The following is a 16,205-nucleotide window of genomic DNA, read 5'->3' as shown; positions in this document are numbered from 1 at the left end:
TACCTTAACATGCCAAGTCGGCGCACATCAAACCGGCTGCGATTCCGGCTGTTCCGCCGCCGCGTTTTTCCCTTATAATAGTAACCGGATCGAGACCGTCAGCATTCGCCTTGCAGAGCGAATTGTTCTATACTGTCTTGTAGATCGTCCGCCGGCGGCGGACAAGCCGCGTACATTATCGGAGGTGCCCTGTTCATGAGCAAGTATCACCCGCTGAGCGAAGCGGAAGCCATCGAGATCGCCCGTACTTTCGCCGAGGTATTCCCGACAGGCGAAGAGCTCGTCTCGCGCGAGATCGGGGACGGCAACCTGAATCTCGTGTTCCATATTACGCAGCCGGCGACCGGCCGCAGCCTCATCGTCAAGCAGGCGCTCCCCTACGTCAAGATCATCGGGGACTCATGGCCGCTCAGCCTCGACCGCGCGCGGATCGAGGGCGAAGCGCTCATCAAGCAGGGCGAGCTCGCGCCCGGCCTCGTGCCGGTCGTATACCGCTCCGACGCCGACATGGCCCTCACGATCATGGAGGACCTGAGCGATCATGTTATTATGCGCAAAGGATTGATCGAAGGCGGCGTCTATCCCGATTTTGCCGAGCACCTCGCGGAGTTCCTGTCCCGCACGCTGTTCTTCACTTCGGATCTCGGCATGAACCAGCAGGACAAGAAGGTGCAGCTCGGCCGTTTCATCAATCCGGACCTGTGCAAGATTACGGAAGACTTCGTCCTTAATTTCCCTTATTACGACGCGGAATCCAACAACATCGAACCGCATCTTCGCGATGCCGCCGAATCCGTCTGGCGCGACGAAGAGCTTTTGCTCGAAGCCGCCAAGCTGCGCGAGAAGTTCCTGACGCAAGCCCAGGCGCTGCTTCACGGCGACCTGCACACGGGCAGCATTTTCGTCACGACGGCGTCGACGAAGGTCATCGACCCCGAATTCGCCTACTACGGTCCGATGGGCTTCGATATCGGCGCGATCGTCGCGAACCTCCTGCTTAACTTCGCAGGACAAGAGCACTGGAGTCCGGACGAAGCCAGCCGGCGCGACCGCAGAGCTTATTTGCTCGCGACGGTCACGGAGCTGTGGACCCGGTTCGAGCGCAAGTTCCGCGCGCTGTGGGACGAGCATGGCGTCGACAAGCGGCTCGGCGTCCCCGGCTATCAAGACGATTACATGAAACGGCTGCTGCAGGATACGATCGGCTTCGCCGGCGCCAAGGCGCTGAGACGGGTGTACGGTCTGGCGCAGGTCGCCGATATCGCGACGATTCCGGACCGCGAGGCGCGCGAGCGCGCGCAGCGACTGGCGCTGAACATCGCGCGGAACCTGATCGTATCCAATCGCGGCGCGACCTCCATCGAGGACGTCGTCCGGATCGCGGAAACGGCTGCCGGAAACCGGAACTAGACAGTCTATACTAACTTAGCGTAAGGAGATCGATCGATGAGCGATATACAACATGGGGCGGACCCGATCAAAGGCGTGCTGGAGCCGATCCGGTGGAACGACGGAACGCTGGAGCTGCTCGATCAGCGGCAGCTTCCCGAGCAAACGATCTATTTAAACCTGAATACCGTTCAGGAAGTTTGGGACGCCATCCGTAATCTAGCGGTGCGGGGCGCGCCGGCGATCGGCATCGCCGCCGCATTCGGCGTCGTGCTTGGCGTGCAGCGCTTCCCGGGACCTCCGACGGCGCTGGCCGACGAAGCGCTCCGCCACGCCGCGCATCTCGCGACGTCCAGACCGACGGCGGTCAACCTGTTCTGGGCGCTCGACCGCATGAAGGAGCGCGCGAAGGCGCTGGCTTCTACCGTCGCCTCGTCGCGCGAAGCCGTCGAGGCGCTGCTCGCCGAAGCGAAACAGATTCAGGCCGAGGACATCGAGACCAACCGGCGGATCGGCGAGCACGCGCTCACCTTGTTCCAGGACGGCATGGGCGTGCTCACCCACTGCAACGCGGGCGGACTGGCAACGTCCAAGTACGGCACGGCGCTGGCCCCCTTCTATCTGGCGCTGGAGCAGGGCATCGCGCTTAAGGTATACGCGGACGAGACTCGCCCGGTGCTGCAAGGCGCGCGCCTCACCGCGTTCGAGCTGCAGCAAGCCGGCGTGGACGTAACCTTGATCACCGACAACATGGCCGCTCATGTCATGTCCAAAGGGTGGGTGCAAGCGGTCATCGTCGGCACCGACCGGGTCGCGGCGAACGGCGACGTCGCGAACAAGATCGGTACGTACGGCGTGGCCGTACTCGCCAAGGCGCACAACATTCCGTTTTATGTCGCTTGTCCGATGTCCACGATCGACCTGTCGACGCCCACGGGCGCCAGCATCCCGATCGAAGAGCGTCACGCGGACGAAGTGACCTTAGGCTTCGGCAAGCGGACGGCTCCCGAAGGCGTCAAGGTGTACAATCCCGCCTTCGACATCACGCCGAGCGAGCTCGTGACGGCCATCGTCACCGAGAAAGGGATCGTCACCGCGCCCTACGACATCGGTCTTCGCAAGCTGTTCGACGAATAAACGCCATGACGATCGACCAAATGCGGTTACTCTCCGAGTAACCGCATTTGGCTTCGATCGGCCTAGCCTTCCCTTTGCGCCGACAGCGAGGCCATGAGCGCGACGGCCGCACGGCCCTTCATGCCGGGTACGATGCCGGCACGTTCGGCTTCATAGGTGACGGATTCCAGCGGCGCGTCCAGCAGCTGATCGAGCGTCTTTACGCCGACAGCCCGGCCTGCGAGGATGGCTCGATCCTTCAGCTTATCGTTGAGCAAGGCGACATCCAAGGCGCCGCACATAATGTAACCGTCTCCAGCCGTGACCGCCAGCAGCGTCGTTTTGGGAAGCAGCACCTCGACCCCGAGAGCGGTATAACCTTCGATGACGATCGGCACGAGTTTGATCATAATCGTTCACCTCCAACGGAAACCATGAGGAGCGCGGGATTTCTGATTTCAGCATATGCTACCTTAGACCTATCAGGGCATAGGCCAGTACCCAAAATAATACTTTGTCGAGCCTTGCATTCATGATATATTATTCCTAGCAAACCTGATCCTCGGGATATAAACTGCTATTAGATAGGGGGCCAATCATGACTAAAGCTTCAGACGACAACTCAGAACGTTCCTATCTATTCTCGGTAGATATCTTGGTGAAGGCAGGCACGAACGGGGAAGCGCTGGAGAAGCTGCTGAGGTCTTTGAACGCGGGGGGCTTCGACGACTTCCGCATTCAATCCGGCATCGTGCTCGGCGAGACGATTCAACGCGAATTAAAGTCCGCGAAGACGAAGCACCAAGTACTGACCGATTCGCTCGACTCGCGAATTCGCGACTACATTAAAACCTCCCGCTTGATCCGAATTACGGTGAACCGGGCCAAGGGCGAAAAGCTCAGCGTTCCGTGCAGGGTCGTGAACTTCGATCCCGACAACGAGCTGTTGACGGTCTACCATGTCGACGAGAAAAGCGTCTATTCCTTCCGTTTGAACGAAATCGACGATTTTGCCGAATGAACATATGCGCGCAACAAAACGAACGCCGCTGCCCTCAAAGGGCCGCGGCGTTGTTGTTGTGCAAGTCCGATATGGATAAGCCGTGATCGCGATTCAGCATGGCGCCCGCCTCTTCGGCGGGAAGCGGCGGACTCCCGTAGTACCCTTGCATCTCGTCGCAAGCATGCTCCTGCAGGAACAGCACTTGTTCTTCGGTCTCCACGCCTTCGGCGATGACGCCGATCTGCAGATTGTGCGCCATGGCGATGATCGCGGCGACGATCGCCCTGTCGTTGGGATCCTGATGAATGTCCCGCACGAACGAGCGATCGATTTTCAGGCTGTCGATAGGCAGCCGCTTGAGATAGCTGAACGAGCTGTAACCCGTGCCGAAATCGTCCACGCTGATGCCGACGCCAAGGTCGCTGAGCGATTCGAGAATCGCGGTCGCTCTCTCGACGTCCATGGCGATGCTCTCCGTAATCTCGAGCTTCAGATAAGGAGCCGCCAGCCCCGTCTCGTCCAGAATCTCGGCAATTCGACCGACCAGATTCGGCTGAGCGAACTGCCGGATCGACAGATTGACGGATATCGGATAGGCGGGAAGGCCCGCGCGCTGCCAGGCGCGGCTCTGCCTGCATGCCTCGAGCAGCACCCAGTCGCCGAGCGCCATGATCAGCCCGCTCTCCTCGGCCGCCGGAATGAAATGGGACGGAGGCACCATCCCGCGCTCGGGATGCCGCCACCGGATCAGCGCTTCGAAGCCGACCAGCCTGCCGCTTCGAAGATCGTATTGAGGCTGATAGTACAGCAGGAATTGACGGCGGCTCATCGCCTCCATCAGCTCGTGCTGGAGCGTCAGCTTGTTGATCGCCGTATGCTCGAAGGCCGGGTCGTACAGCAGGCAGCCGTTGCGTCCGTTTTCCTTCAGCCGGTGCAGGGCCGTATCGGCCCGCTTGAGCAGCGCGTTCGCATCGGGGTAATCGGAGCTGCAGGTGGCGAGACCGACGCTGACGGTCACGTGAACGGTGACGCCGCCAAGTTCGAACGGCGTCTCGAACTGCTTCATCAACCCTTCGATCTGCCGGATCGCCTGGTCTTCCCGCTCGAAGTCCGCGAACATGCCGACGAACTCGTCGCCCTCGACGCGGGCGATATTGGACGAATCGGGGAACCAACGCGTCAACCGCTCCGCGACCTGAAGCAGCAGCATGTCGCCGTAATCACGGCCGTAGGACGCGTTGATCAGTTTGAAGCGATCGATGTCCATATACCAAACGGCGACGCGGTTCTCCGACTGGGCTGCGGCGTGCAGCCGCTCCGTCAGCCTGTTCATGAAAAACCGGCGATTCGGCAAGCCCGTCATATCGTCGTAATAGGCCATATAGCGGATCCGCTCCATCGAGCGTTTTTGATCGCTTTGGTCTTGGGTGAAAACGACGATGCCCGCGATCGCGCCTTCCCGCATATAAGGACTCGTCTCGACATGGGCCTCGATGGCCTCTCCGTCCGCGCGCAGCAGCTTGACGTCTTCGACGCATTTCTCGCCGCGCAGCGTGCGGGCGAAGATGGAAGCGGCCTGACCGGCCGAATCCGCATGGATGATGTCCCGGAAATGAAGGCCGAACACGCGGTCCGAGGAGGTGCCCAGCAAAGGGAGGAGCTGCCTGCTGATATTCTCTACGATGCCGTTGCTGTTAATAATCGTGAGCGAGATCGGGCTCTCCCGCAGCAGGTTGATCCAATCGGAATCGACGGCGCCTGCGATCGTTCGCGAGCGCTGCCGCTCGCGCCGAAGGAGTACGAGAAAGACGGCGGAGGTACCGAGCAGCAGCGCCGCCATGACGGCCGCCGCGAGCGCAGCCGCGCTCCAATGATCCATGATGCGCCCCTTCTTTCTCTATGGAAGATCGACCGCTTGCAGCTATCTATAGGTTTCATTATAGTGCAAACTTTCCAATCGTACAGCATTATTCCATAGAAGAAAGCGGTGTCCCCTTATTTAACGGTCGATTTTTCGGCGATTCAGGCCGCGCCTCGTCCGCCTTTGAACGCTGCGACCGCGAGACATGCCCAGCCGGCCAGGAAAGCGACGCCCCCGAGCGGCGTAATCGCGCCCAGCCAGTCGATGCCGCTAAGGGCCAAAATGTACAGGCTGCCGGAAAACAATACGGTGCCGATCAAAAGCAGACGTGCGGACCAGCGCAACAGCTTCAGCGCCGACGGGAGCCGTTCGGACAGCAACGCCACCAGCAAAATGCCGAGACCATGGTACATCTGATAGCGCACGCCGGTCTCGAAAACCTCCAAGTAATGCTCGGACAACGTCTCTTTGAGCGAATGGGCGCCGAACGCGCCGAATGCCACGGCCAGGCCGGCGACAATGGCGCCGATGCCGACGTACTTTTTGAGTAACATTTTCTTACCTCCAATGGATTGAGCTCGCGATAGATTTGAAAGATATGCGGTTTCCGCCGCGTATGCCACGTATCTCGGGGCAGATTCGAATTAGTCTTCGATCTCCAGCCTGCCGGTGGACGGATCGGCCAGCACGATTCGCGCTTCGCGCATCGAGCCGGCTTCGTCCCGCACGCTAACCTTGGACGTGCGGCCAGAACGGATCAGCTCGGCTGCGAGCCGGTCGTCCAGCGTCAGTCCGAAACTGTCTCGCCAGACGACGAAACCGCAGCCGGACTTGTACGCGCTGCAGCCGTAGCCTTTGCGACCCATGAAAATGGAGCCGTCGCAGCCTGGACGGGGACATTTGGCGATGACGGCGGGCCGGGGAGCAGGCGGAGCGGCCGGTTCGGCGGTCCCACCTGACGTAGGCATAGTCGTCGACGCCGGGCCGGAAGCGGCCGCGCGCGACCTGGTACCCGTCGCGGCCGCTCCGCTCTTCGCGCGCGGCGAACGTCCCGCGGCCGCTTCGCTCCCTGCGCCTTCGGCGCGCTTGCTCCCCGCGACCTTAGCACGGGTGCGCGCCGATGCGCCATCGGCGCTCTCGCCGCCTTCGGCCTGGGCGCCGCCCTTGGCCCGGCCGCGCGGCCCCTTTGCCGCTTCGCCATCGCCGGCGGCCTTGCCCTTGCCGCGCCCGCGGCCCGCAGCCGGCTCGGGCTTCGCGAACGCCTCCTTCGTCGCCGGCCGCTGGACGCGTACCTTGTCCACGATAAGCCGCGTGAACTTCTGAACGTTGGCCATAAATACGTCGGCCGAGGCTTGTCCGCGCGAGATCTCTGCAAGACGCCGCTCCCACTGTCCCGTCATCTCCGGCGATGCGAGCAGCTCGACGCCGGCGCCGCGGATCAGTTGAATCGCCGATCTTCCCTTCTGCGTGATGACGATGCGCTTGCCCTGCATGTCCACATAGCCGACCTGCTTCAGCCGTTCGATCGTCGCCGCGCGGGTCGCAGGCGTGCCAAGCCCCGAATCCTTCATCGCGTCGCGCAGCTCCTCGTCCTCGATCTGCTTGCCCGCGCTCTCCATCGCCTTCAGCAGCGTTCCTTCGGTGTACGGCTTCGGCGGCTGCGTCTCCTTCTCCTTGGCCTCGGCTTCGACGCACTGCACCGGCGCCTCCGCCCGCAGCGAGAAATCCCCGCTCGTCTCCACCTCTTCGCCGCGCTCGGACTCCGCATCGTCGTCCTTGCCGGCCGAAGGCGCATCCGATTTCCCTTTTTTCGCGCCTCCGCCGGACGCAGCGCCGCCCCCGGCGTCTTCGTAGACGACCTTCCATCCCTTGGCGATCATCTGCTTGACCGTCGTCTTGAACGTCTCTCCCGATACTTCAGTGAGCACCGTGTGCACCTTGAACTCCGCCGGCGGGTAGAAGTGCGAGACGAACCGGCGCACGATCATGTCGTAAAGCTTGCGTTCGTCCGGCGACAGCGCCCCCGCCTTCTTGGCCGTCGGCATGATCGCATGGTGGTCCTCGACCTTCGCCGGGTTGCAGACGCCCTTGTTGCCGGTGTGTACGAGCCGCTTGTTGCCCCCCGCCGCGATCGCCTCGAACTCCGTCCCACGCAGCGCGTCCAATGCCTTGTGCATCTCCGGGATGTTCTCATTGTTCACGTAATTGGAGTTGGTCCGCGGATACGTGATGACCTTATGCTTTTCGTACAGCGCCTGCGCGACGTCAAGCGTCTTCTTGGCGGAAAAGCCGAGCTTGCCGTTCGCCTCGCGCTGCAGCAGCGTCAAATCGTACAGCCGCCAAGGATACTCCTTCGTATCCTTTACTTCATAGCTCGCGATTCGTCCCTCTTTGCCCCGCACCTTATCCGCGATCGCTGTCGCCTTGTCGCCGTCCGAGATCCGATCGCCCTGCCACAGTCCGCGGTATTCGGTCTCGCCCTGCGCGAACTGCGCCGACACCTCGTAGAACTTGAGCGAGTCGAACGATTCGATCTGTACCTGGCGATCGTAGATAAGCGCCAGCACCGGCGTCTGGACCCGGCCGACGGACAGCAGCTCGTTGTGCCGCGTCGTGAACGCGCGCGAGCCGTTCATGCCGATGAGCCAATCGGCTTCGCTGCGCGCCCGGGCCGCACGGGTCAGATTCTCGTATTCGGACCCGTCCTTGAGTTCGGCGAAGCCCTTGCGGATCGTCTCCGCCGTGAGGTCCGAGATCCACAGCCGCTTGACCGGCTGCGACAGCCCGAGATGCCGCTGGATCAGCGAAAAAATATGCTGGCCTTCTCGCCCGGCGTCGCAAGCATTGACCAGGCGATCGCAGCGCTTCGCCACCTCGCGGATCGTCTCGAGCTGATCCTTCGTCCGCGGATTGGGCAGCAGCTTGAACCGGTCGGGGATGATCGGCAGATCGCCGAGCCGCCACTTTTTATATTTCTCGTCGTACAGGTCCGGCTCCGCGAGGCCGATCAGGTGGCCGATGGCCCACGTGATAATATAATGTTCTCCTTCAAGGTAGGAGCGTCTGTTCTGGGCCTTCGGCTCGATGACGGCGGCGATATTGCGGCCCATGTCCGGCTTCTCCGCGATGACCAGGGTCTTCAACGGCGCTCTCCCTCCCGCATGGCGATCGTATATGCGCATAGCGAACCCCCGGCTGACGGAGGACCGTCGTCCGGGGGCGTGCTTCGCCGCGCTCGCGCTATTATCCAAATGATAACACGACGGCGGCATTTTGCGCCACAGCGCCGCGACCGCGCCCCCGAAAGGCGATTATTTACCCTTCATTGTAGATTTTTACCCCTTCGTCCGGCAGCGCTTCGATTTATGATGAGAGCGAGGATTCAAGAGAGGGAGCGAACGCGCCATGTACAAAGTCATCCTCGTCGACGACGAGGCCGTCGTCCGCGACGGCTTGAAAAACACGATCGATTGGCAGAAGCACGGCTTTGCGCTCGTCGGCGACTTCGCCAACGGCCGGGAAGCCTGGGACGCGATCGAGGACGCGAAGCCGGATCTCGTCATCTCCGACATCAGCATGCCCTTTATGGACGGACTAGAGCTGACCGGCCTTATCGCCGCCAACTATCCTTATATCAAAGTGTTGATCCTGACCGGCTACGATCAGTTCGAATACGCGCAGCAGGCGATCCGGCTGAAGGTGTCCGACTTCATCCTGAAGCCCATCACGGCGGCGGAAATCCGGGCGCTGCTGGACAAGATCCGCGGCGAAATGGACCAGGAGACGCAGCGCCGCGAGGACCTTACCCGCCTGCATAGCCAGCTGCATCAGAGCCTGCCGCTGCTCAAGGAGCGTTTTCTGGAGCGGCTCGTCGCGCTCGGCCTCTCCCGTCCGGAGATCGAGGAGCGATTCGCCTACTTCGGCATTCCTGCGGCCTCTCCGCCCTATCTCGCGCTGGCCGCGGACATCGACGACTTCGGCGATCGGGAGACCCACTTCAGCGACGCGCACGACGCGGAGTTTCTTCGCTTCGCCGCCTTCAATATATTTGAAGAAACGGTCCAGGACCGAGAAGACGTCCTGCTGTTCCGCACGCGAGAGGAACGCATGGTCGCCGTCCTGTTCGGCCACGAGGACGAGAGCGCGCTCTACGAGCAGGCCTTCGGCATCGCCGAGGCGTTGAGGCACCACGTGGACCGGTTCCTCGGCTTTACGCTTACCGTCGGCATCGGCAGGCCTTGCGCTTCGGCGGAGCAGCTGCCGCAGTCGTACCGCGGGGCGCTGTCGGCGCTGGACTACCGCTTCCTGATGGGCAAAAACCGCGTACTGGGCATCGCCGACCTGGAGGGCGAGCCGGCCGCTGCGCCTTCGCCGGACGACGGGTGCCGCCGCCTTGCCGCAGCGGTGCGGACAAGCTCCTCCGCTGAAGCTTACGCGCAGATCGAAGACAGCGTACGCGAGCTTAAAAGTTCTCGGCTGCCGATCGAAGCCTGCTTTCTGCATATGCAGAAGCTCGTCCTGACGTTGACCGACGCCATGCAAGAGATGGGGATCCGGAGCGGCTCGGAGGCGCTCCCGCTCTGGCTGACCGACGTCTACAAGTTCAAGACGCTCGACGAGATCGAGCGCTGGCTCAAGGAGATCGTCTCCGCGATGATGGAGGCGGCGGCGAGCAGCCGCAACCGGTTCATTCGCGAGCAGATCGGCAAGGCGACGGCCTATATCGAAGCCAATTACGCGAGCGACAAGCTGACTCTGCAGGAAATATGCAGGCACGTCCTGATGAGCACGAGCTACTTCAGCCAGATGTTCAAGCAGCACACCGGCGAGACGTTCGTCGAATATTTGACTCGGGTGCGTATGGACAAGGCCAAGACGCTGCTCCGGACGACGCCGCTCAAGTTTTACGAGATCGCCGGCCAAGTCGGGTACGCCGATCCGAACTACTTCAGCCTGTTGTTCAAAAAGCATGCCGGCATGTCGCCTCGGGACTTCCGCGACCTCTCGGCCCGGGAGGAGCCTCGCTGACATGCTTCGAAAATTCAGGCCGTTTTTGCCGATTTTTCCGCTCAAGAGCATTCAGGCTAGCATCGCCGTCGCCTTCTCCTGCCTCATCCTGCTGACGATCGCCGCGACGACCTTCTTCAGCTACCGGCTGTCCGCCGGCGCCGTCCGGCACAACTCCGAGAACTACATCGAGGAAGTCATCAAGCAGGTCAACACGAACATTCAATCCTACGTCGACAACATGGAAAATATCTCTCTGCTCGCACTGACGAACAAGGATGTCAAATACTACATTTCCAGCAACAGCTTCATCACCGACGAAGAACGCAGGCCGTACGAAAAACGCATCTCGGATCTGTTCCAGTCCATCTTGTATACCCGCAAGGATATCGCCTCCATCATGGTGTTCGGTTACAACGGACGGTACGTAAGCGACCGCCGCATCACGACGCTGAACCCGAACGCGCCGCCCCGGGAGCAGTCCTGGTATATCGGCGCCCGGCAGGCCGGGGGCAAGTCCGTCATCTCCGCGCCGCACGTGCAGAACATCATCAAGGACGAATACCGCTGGGTCGTATCGCTCTCGCGCGAGCTGAAAAATACGGACGGAATCACCGCGGACGGCATTTTCCTCGTCGACCTGAACCTGAGCGCGGTGAGCGACCTGCTGAGACAAATCGACATCGGCAAAAAGGGTTATGTGTTCATCGTCGACCGCGAGGGCGACATCGTCTATCATCCGCAGCAGCAGCTCATCTACAGCAGCCTGCGGACAGAGCGCATCGCCGACGTTCTCCGGGCGCCCAGCGGCACCTCCTTCGCGGTAGACGACGAGGACGGCAAGCGCTTCTACTCGGTGCAGGACACGAATTTCGGCTGGAAGATCGTCGGGGTCGCTTATGCGGGCGACCTGATCGGATACAAGGAAACGCTGCGCAATTCGCTGCTCATCTCGCTGATCGGCATCGCTGTCGCGCTCCTGCTCTCGGTGGCGCTCTCCCACCGGCTGTCAAGGCCGATCCGCAACCTGCAGCGGAACATGCGGCTCGTGGAAAAAGGCAACTTCGAGGTCAAGGCGCCGGTTCAGCAGATGGACGAGATCGGCCAGCTCAGCCGGACCTTCAACATGATGGTCGGCCAGATCAAAAACCTCATGTCCGAGGCCATCTCCACGCAAGAAAACAAGCGCAAGAGCGAGCTCGCCCTGCTGCAGTCGCAGATCAACCCGCACTTCCTGTACAACACGCTGGATTCGATCGTCTGGATGGCCGAGCAGAAGCAGCATGAAGAGGTCGTGCTCATGACGTCCGCGCTCGCCCGCCTGTTCCGCGCGAGCATCGCCAAGGACCAGGAGCTCGTGCCGATCCGCGTAGAGCTGGAGCATATCCGCAGCTACATGCTGATCCAGAAGATGCGCTACGCGAGCCAGCTCGAATACCGGATCGAATTCGAGGAGGGCATCCTGAAGTACAAGACGCTCAAGATTCTGCTCCAGCCGTTCGTAGAGAACGCCATCTACCACGGCATCCGCAACCTGCCGGAGAAAGGAACGATCGTCGTGAGCGGCAGGGAACAAGATGACGCGATCATCTTCGAGGTGGAGGACGACGGCGTCGGCATGACCGCCGAGACGATCGAAAAAATTTGGAATCCCGCGCCGGTCGAAGCCGGTTTTGCCAAAGGGATCGGCGTCGGCAACGCGCACGAGCGCATCCGCCTGTTTTTCGGCCCGGCCTACGGCATCTCCATCCGGAGCGAGCCGTACGAAGGCACGCGCGTCACGATCAAAATACCGAAGGTGGAAAACTTGCGATGCGCAATCATAAATACGCCTGGGCGCTGACCTTGCTGCTGGCTGCGGCCGCGCTCTGCGCAGGCTTGTATATCAAGCTCTACTATTCAGCAGAAGGCGGCGACCGCTCCGTCTCCGTCGTGCTCAAGTCGAGCAGCGTGCGCTCGAACTTCTGGCAGGCCGTCAGCGCGGGCGCCTCGGCGGCCGCCAAGGAAGCGGGCGCGACGATCGATATCCAGGGCCCGCTGGAGGAGACGGACGCGGATACGCAGGTCCGTCTCCTCCAGGACGCGCTGGCCGCTCGCCCCTCTTCCGTCGTCGTCGCGCCCGTCGACGACCCGCGCGTCTCCGAGGCGGTGCAAGCGATCCGCAGGGCGGGCATTCGGGTCGTCGTCATCGACATGCCGCTTCAGTCGGGGACGGCGCCGGTGTCCGTGCTGAACGATCACCGCGAAGCCGGCCGGCAGGCCGGCGAGACCGCCGCCGAATTGACGGACGGACGGCCGAACGTCGCGATCGTGAGCGACTTCGAGCGCTCCCGCGTATCCGGCGAGCGCGAGGCCGGCGTCAGGGAAGCGGTCAAGGCTTATCCCGGCGGCGCGACGGAGATATACTACTGCGAGGATTCGGAGGACAAGGCTTACGAAATCATGAAAGCCGTGCTCGCCATGCCGGAGCCTCCGAGCGTCGTCGTCGCGCTGAACGAGACGGCGGCCCTCGGCGCGGCCCGAGCGATCGGCGAGGCCGGGGACCAACGGATCAAGCTGATCGGCTTCGACAGCTCGGTCTACGAGATCCGGCTGCTCGAGGACGGCGTCATGAGCGCGCTGATCGTGCAGAAGCCGTTCAATATGGGGTACTTGGGCGTGAAGGCGGCGCTGAAGCGCGCGGAACCTCGAGGCGCAAGCCGGGTCTCGTACACGGATTCGATCGTAGTGACCAAGTCCAACATGTACGCGCCGGAAAATCAGAAGCTGCTATTCCCGTTCGACGGCGACGGCAGCTAGCCGCCTCGGACATACAGCGTTTCGGGCTCGCGATAACCGAACTTTTCGCTTATCTCCGCTTCTCCGGAGCCCGAATCGCTCGCGATAGCCGAATTCTTCGGTTATCTCTGCTCTCCCCGGCCTAAATCGCCCTAGATACGCGGCGCCGCCGCATAACGCCGCCAGAACCATACAATCATTAAACCTCAAAGGAGGCCTCGACATGCCAAGCCTCTATCGCGCTTCAGCAACGGCATTGGTCGCCGCCGCATGCCTCGCGCTCCCGCTCGGCGCTTGCGCCAAGCGGCAGCCGGCGCCTGCCGCGCCGGCAGAGCCCAAGCAATCGCTCATCCGATTCGTCGCCGCGGAGTACAGCACGGAGACGAAGGCGAACCTCGAGAAGCTCGTCCACGAATTCGAACTCAAAAATCCGGACATCCTCGTCGAACTGCAGGTCGCCAACTGGAACGTGCTGGACGGCATCTACACCGCGATGATCAGCCGCAACCAGCCGCCCGACTTGCTGAACACGAACGTGTACGCGCACTTTTCCAAGGCCGGCATCCTGAACGATCTAAGCGAGATCGCCTCGCCCCGGCTGCTGTCCAAGTTTTATCCGAATCTGACCGCCATGGACCGCCTGGAAGACAAGCAGTACGCGATCCCCTACGTCGCCTCGGTCCGCAACCTGTACTACAACAAGAAGCTGTTTGCCGCCGCAGGCATCGGGCAGCCGCCGGCCACCTGGTCCGAGCTCGAAGCGAGCGCGCGAAAGCTCGTTGACTCCGGGAACGCTCGCGGCTTCGGCGTCGACCTGACGGACGACGAGGTGCAAGCCTATCTTTCCTACTTTTTTTTCGGAGCGGGGGGAGACTGGATCAAGGACGGGCGCTGGGCCGTCAACTCGCCGGCCAACGTCGAGGCGCTGACCTATCTCAAGCGTCTGTACGACGAAGGGCTGACCGACGAGGAGCCGACCGTGACGACGCGGGACGAAAAGCAGCGAATCATGGGCGACGGCAAGCTCGGCATGATGATCTCGGGCAATTACTTCTCGTCCGTCGTGCCGCGCGAATTTCCCGGCTTCGAATGGGGTTCGGGACCGATACCGGTGAAGGACGGCCAGCCGCCCGTCTCGTTCGGGGTACAGGACGTGCTCGTCTCGTTCAAAACGGACCACACGGACCCGGTCGCCCTGTCCAAGTTCCTCGACTTCCTCTACGACGACGCGAACTACGGGGACATGATCGTGCGCGAAGGCCTCATCCCGGTGACGTCGACGGTCGGCGATACGCTGTCGGCCGCCGATCCGTCGATGAAGCGCGATATCGCCTCCCTGGCGGCCGCCAAGTTCTATCCGATCCAGGAGCCCGCCTGGCAGGCCGTCCTGGACAAGTCGCGCAAAATGGGCGATGCGGTGCTGTTCGACCACCTCTCGCCAAAGGCCGCGCTGGACCAGCTGCAATCGTTCGCGATCACCCGCAGCGCCGCCTACGCCGCCGAATAATACAATCATAAGATCCTCTAGATTTCCCGGAATATATTCGATAGAGCCCCGACGCCCTCCCCGGTATGATGATTGCAGGCGCCAAGAAAAGCGACCGTATCATCCATATCCGGGGAGGGTTTTGCTGCATGGTATTGGTATTGAACAAAAAGATGGCGGCCGTCGGCCTGGCCGCCGCGATGGCGGTGCTGCCGCTGGCGGGCTGCGGCTCGAACGACAAGGACAACGGCGCGGGAAGCGCTTCCTCCGCCGCGCCAACCGCTTCGGCAAGCGCATCGGCCGCACCGAGCGCATCAGCCGGCGCTAGCGGCGAGGCCGCGGCAACGAAGCTGACCGGCGACTTCGAGATCCAATACTTCGTCGGCGGCTACGGCGACAAGTGGTGGAAAAAAGTCATCGCCGACTTCAAGGCGGCCAATCCCGACCTGAACGTCATCGAAAGCGGCGGCCCCAAGATCAACGAGCAGAACAAGCCGCGCTGGATCGGCGGCAATCCGCCGGACTTCGTCTACATCGACGGCGCGGGACTGAACGACCGCCAGATGGTCGAAGACGGCCAGGTCGAAGATCTGACCGAATGGTACAAGACGGCGAAAAACGTGGACGGCACCCTGATTAAGGACATTCTGGCGCAGCAGCCGCAGCAGTATGACGGCAAGATCTACAACATCCCGCTCGTCCTAAACTCATGGGGAATCTTTTGGGATAAGGCGCTGTTCAAGGAAAAGGGCTGGACCGAGCCGACCGACTACGATTCGTTCATCGCTGCCGCGGATACGATCAAGGCCGCCGGCGTCACGCCGTTTATCCATACCGGCAAATACCCGTATTACATCCAGGACGCCTTCCTCTTCCCCGCGATCGTCTCGGCGAACAACGACGACTATAAGATCCTGCAGGACATGGCGGATTCGAAGGTCGACGCGTTCAAGAGCCCGGCCGTCATGGCCGGCTTGAACAAGATCGTGGAGCTTCGCGACAAGGGCTTCATCGACAAGGCTTCCATTCAAATCAATCATACGGATTCGCAAATGTCGTTCCTGCAGCACAAGGACGCGTTCATTCCGAACGGCCTCTGGCTGCCGAACGAGATGAGCAAGGACATTCCGTCCGGCTTCGACTTCGGGTTCATCCCTTCGGTCACGCAGAAGGCCGACGGCAAAGTCGTCGCCAACACGTCCACCGCTTCGGTCGCGATCGCGAGCAAGGCGAAGAACAAGGAAGCCGCCAAGGCGTTCCTGTCCTTCATCTTCTCCGAGGCGCAAGCTTCGCAGTGGGCCGAGCTGAGCGGCGCGCCGTCCAACATCAAGGGCGACATCTCCAGCTCTAACGCGCCGAACTTCGTCAAGGATGCGGCCAAGTTCCTGACCGATCCGAACACCGTCGTCATCCCGATGATCACGTTCAACGCAGACGTCGAGAAGGTGATGTGGGACGCGACCGATGCGCTCTCGATCGGCAAGATCACGCCGGACGAATGGGTGAAGCGCGTGACCGACGCCGCCGCCAAGGTCAGCAAATAAAAAGCATCCGTGCATTAGGCT

12 protein-coding genes are annotated in these 16,205 nt (G+C 61.6%); 8 read left to right on the top strand and 4 right to left on the bottom strand.

Annotated elements, in window-relative coordinates:
- Positions 1-195 precede the first annotated feature (195 nt).
- Positions 196-1,410 carry an S-methyl-5-thioribose kinase gene (mtnK, locus tag BM235_RS17510; RefSeq protein WP_090115523.1) on the top strand — a complete coding sequence of 405 codons (1,215 nt, stop codon included), beginning with the start codon at positions 196-198 and terminating at the stop codon, positions 1,408-1,410.
- A 36-nt stretch (positions 1,411-1,446) separates the two neighbouring features.
- Positions 1,447-2,526, top strand: coding sequence for an S-methyl-5-thioribose-1-phosphate isomerase (mtnA, locus tag BM235_RS17505; RefSeq protein ID WP_090115522.1), 1,080 nt, complete (start codon positions 1,447-1,449; stop codon positions 2,524-2,526).
- A 62-nt stretch (positions 2,527-2,588) separates the two neighbouring features.
- Here the strand turns inward: mtnA and BM235_RS17500 are convergent, their stop codons facing one another.
- Entirely contained in the window at positions 2,589-2,915 is a 327-nt protein-coding gene (locus BM235_RS17500) for a YunC family protein (protein ID WP_090115521.1), read from the bottom strand.
- A gap of 188 nt (positions 2,916-3,103) precedes the next feature.
- Between BM235_RS17500 and BM235_RS17495 the strand changes: the two genes are divergently transcribed.
- Positions 3,104-3,526, top strand: a complete 423-nt coding sequence (locus BM235_RS17495; RefSeq protein WP_090115520.1) for a hypothetical protein — start codon at positions 3,104-3,106, stop codon at positions 3,524-3,526.
- A gap of 34 nt (positions 3,527-3,560) precedes the next feature.
- Here the strand turns inward: BM235_RS17495 and BM235_RS17490 are convergent, their stop codons facing one another.
- The 3 genes from BM235_RS17490 to BM235_RS17480 form a co-directional block, all read right to left on the bottom strand.
- Positions 3,561-5,387 (bottom strand): putative bifunctional diguanylate cyclase/phosphodiesterase, encoded by a 1,827-nt coding sequence (locus tag BM235_RS17490; protein WP_255374443.1) that lies wholly within the window; start codon positions 5,385-5,387, stop codon positions 3,561-3,563.
- A 143-nt stretch (positions 5,388-5,530) separates the two neighbouring features.
- Positions 5,531-5,923 carry a DUF423 domain-containing protein gene (locus tag BM235_RS17485; protein ID WP_090115519.1) on the bottom strand — a complete coding sequence of 131 codons (393 nt, stop codon included), beginning with the start codon at positions 5,921-5,923 and terminating at the stop codon, positions 5,531-5,533.
- A 90-nt stretch (positions 5,924-6,013) separates the two neighbouring features.
- Complete coding sequence (locus BM235_RS17480) at positions 6,014-8,512, bottom strand: DNA topoisomerase 3 (RefSeq protein WP_090115518.1); 2,499 nt, start codon at positions 8,510-8,512, stop codon at positions 6,014-6,016.
- Between the two features lie 262 nt (positions 8,513-8,774).
- Here BM235_RS17480 and BM235_RS17475 point away from each other — a divergent pair, with 262 nt between their 5' ends.
- The 5 genes from BM235_RS17475 to BM235_RS17455 all read left to right on the top strand — a co-directional run bounded on the left by BM235_RS17475 (position 8,775) and on the right by BM235_RS17455 (position 16,184).
- Positions 8,775-10,397: a response regulator gene (locus BM235_RS17475; protein WP_090115517.1), complete on the top strand. Its 1,623-nt coding sequence runs from the start codon at positions 8,775-8,777 to the stop codon at positions 10,395-10,397.
- A gap of 1 nt (position 10,398) precedes the next feature.
- Positions 10,399-12,219, top strand: coding sequence for a sensor histidine kinase (locus tag BM235_RS17470; RefSeq protein ID WP_090115516.1), 1,821 nt, complete (start codon positions 10,399-10,401; stop codon positions 12,217-12,219).
- The gene (locus BM235_RS17465; RefSeq protein ID WP_090115515.1) at positions 12,189-13,175 is read left to right on the top strand and encodes a substrate-binding domain-containing protein; all 987 of its coding nucleotides are present in this window, start codon (positions 12,189-12,191) and stop codon (positions 13,173-13,175) included. The genes BM235_RS17470 and BM235_RS17465 overlap by 31 nt, the downstream gene beginning before the upstream one ends.
- 202 nt (positions 13,176-13,377) lie before the next feature.
- Positions 13,378-14,661, top strand: coding sequence for an extracellular solute-binding protein (locus tag BM235_RS17460; RefSeq protein WP_090115514.1), 1,284 nt, complete (start codon positions 13,378-13,380; stop codon positions 14,659-14,661).
- Positions 14,662-14,789: 128 nt separating this feature from the next.
- A complete protein-coding gene (locus BM235_RS17455; protein WP_177244246.1) occupies positions 14,790-16,184 on the top strand; it encodes an ABC transporter substrate-binding protein in 1,395 nt (464 codons plus the stop codon).
- Positions 16,185-16,205: the final 21 nt, after the last annotated feature.

It is taken from the genome of Cohnella sp. OV330 (assembly GCF_900112065.1).
Taxonomy (GTDB): Bacteria; Bacillota; Bacilli; order Paenibacillales; family Paenibacillaceae; genus Cohnella.
The sequence above is the reverse complement of the archived record's forward strand: the minus strand, read 5'-3'. Positions and strand labels throughout refer to the sequence as shown.

Bases quoted from the DNA above. Each gene is read 5' to 3' on its own strand.
- mtnK (WP_090115523.1), top strand. From the start codon at position 196: ATGAGCAAGTATCACCCGCTGAGCGAAGCGGAAGCCATCGAGATCGCC.
- mtnA (WP_090115522.1), top strand. From the start codon at position 1,447: ATGAGCGATATACAACATGGGGCGGACCCGATCAAAGGCGTGCTGGAG.
- BM235_RS17500 (WP_090115521.1), bottom strand. From the start codon at position 2,915: ATGATCAAACTCGTGCCGATCGTCATCGAAGGTTATACCGCTCTCGGG.
- BM235_RS17495 (WP_090115520.1), top strand. From the start codon at position 3,104: ATGACTAAAGCTTCAGACGACAACTCAGAACGTTCCTATCTATTCTCG.
- BM235_RS17490 (WP_255374443.1), bottom strand. From the start codon at position 5,387: ATGGATCATTGGAGCGCGGCTGCGCTCGCGGCGGCCGTCATGGCGGCG.
- BM235_RS17485 (WP_090115519.1), bottom strand. From the start codon at position 5,923: ATGTTACTCAAAAAGTACGTCGGCATCGGCGCCATTGTCGCCGGCCTG.
- BM235_RS17475 (WP_090115517.1), top strand. From the start codon at position 8,775: ATGTACAAAGTCATCCTCGTCGACGACGAGGCCGTCGTCCGCGACGGC.
- BM235_RS17470 (WP_090115516.1), top strand. From the start codon at position 10,399: ATGCTTCGAAAATTCAGGCCGTTTTTGCCGATTTTTCCGCTCAAGAGC.
- BM235_RS17465 (WP_090115515.1), top strand. From the start codon at position 12,189: ATGCGCAATCATAAATACGCCTGGGCGCTGACCTTGCTGCTGGCTGCG.
- BM235_RS17460 (WP_090115514.1), top strand. From the start codon at position 13,378: ATGCCAAGCCTCTATCGCGCTTCAGCAACGGCATTGGTCGCCGCCGCA.
- BM235_RS17455 (WP_177244246.1), top strand. From the start codon at position 14,790: ATGGTATTGGTATTGAACAAAAAGATGGCGGCCGTCGGCCTGGCCGCC.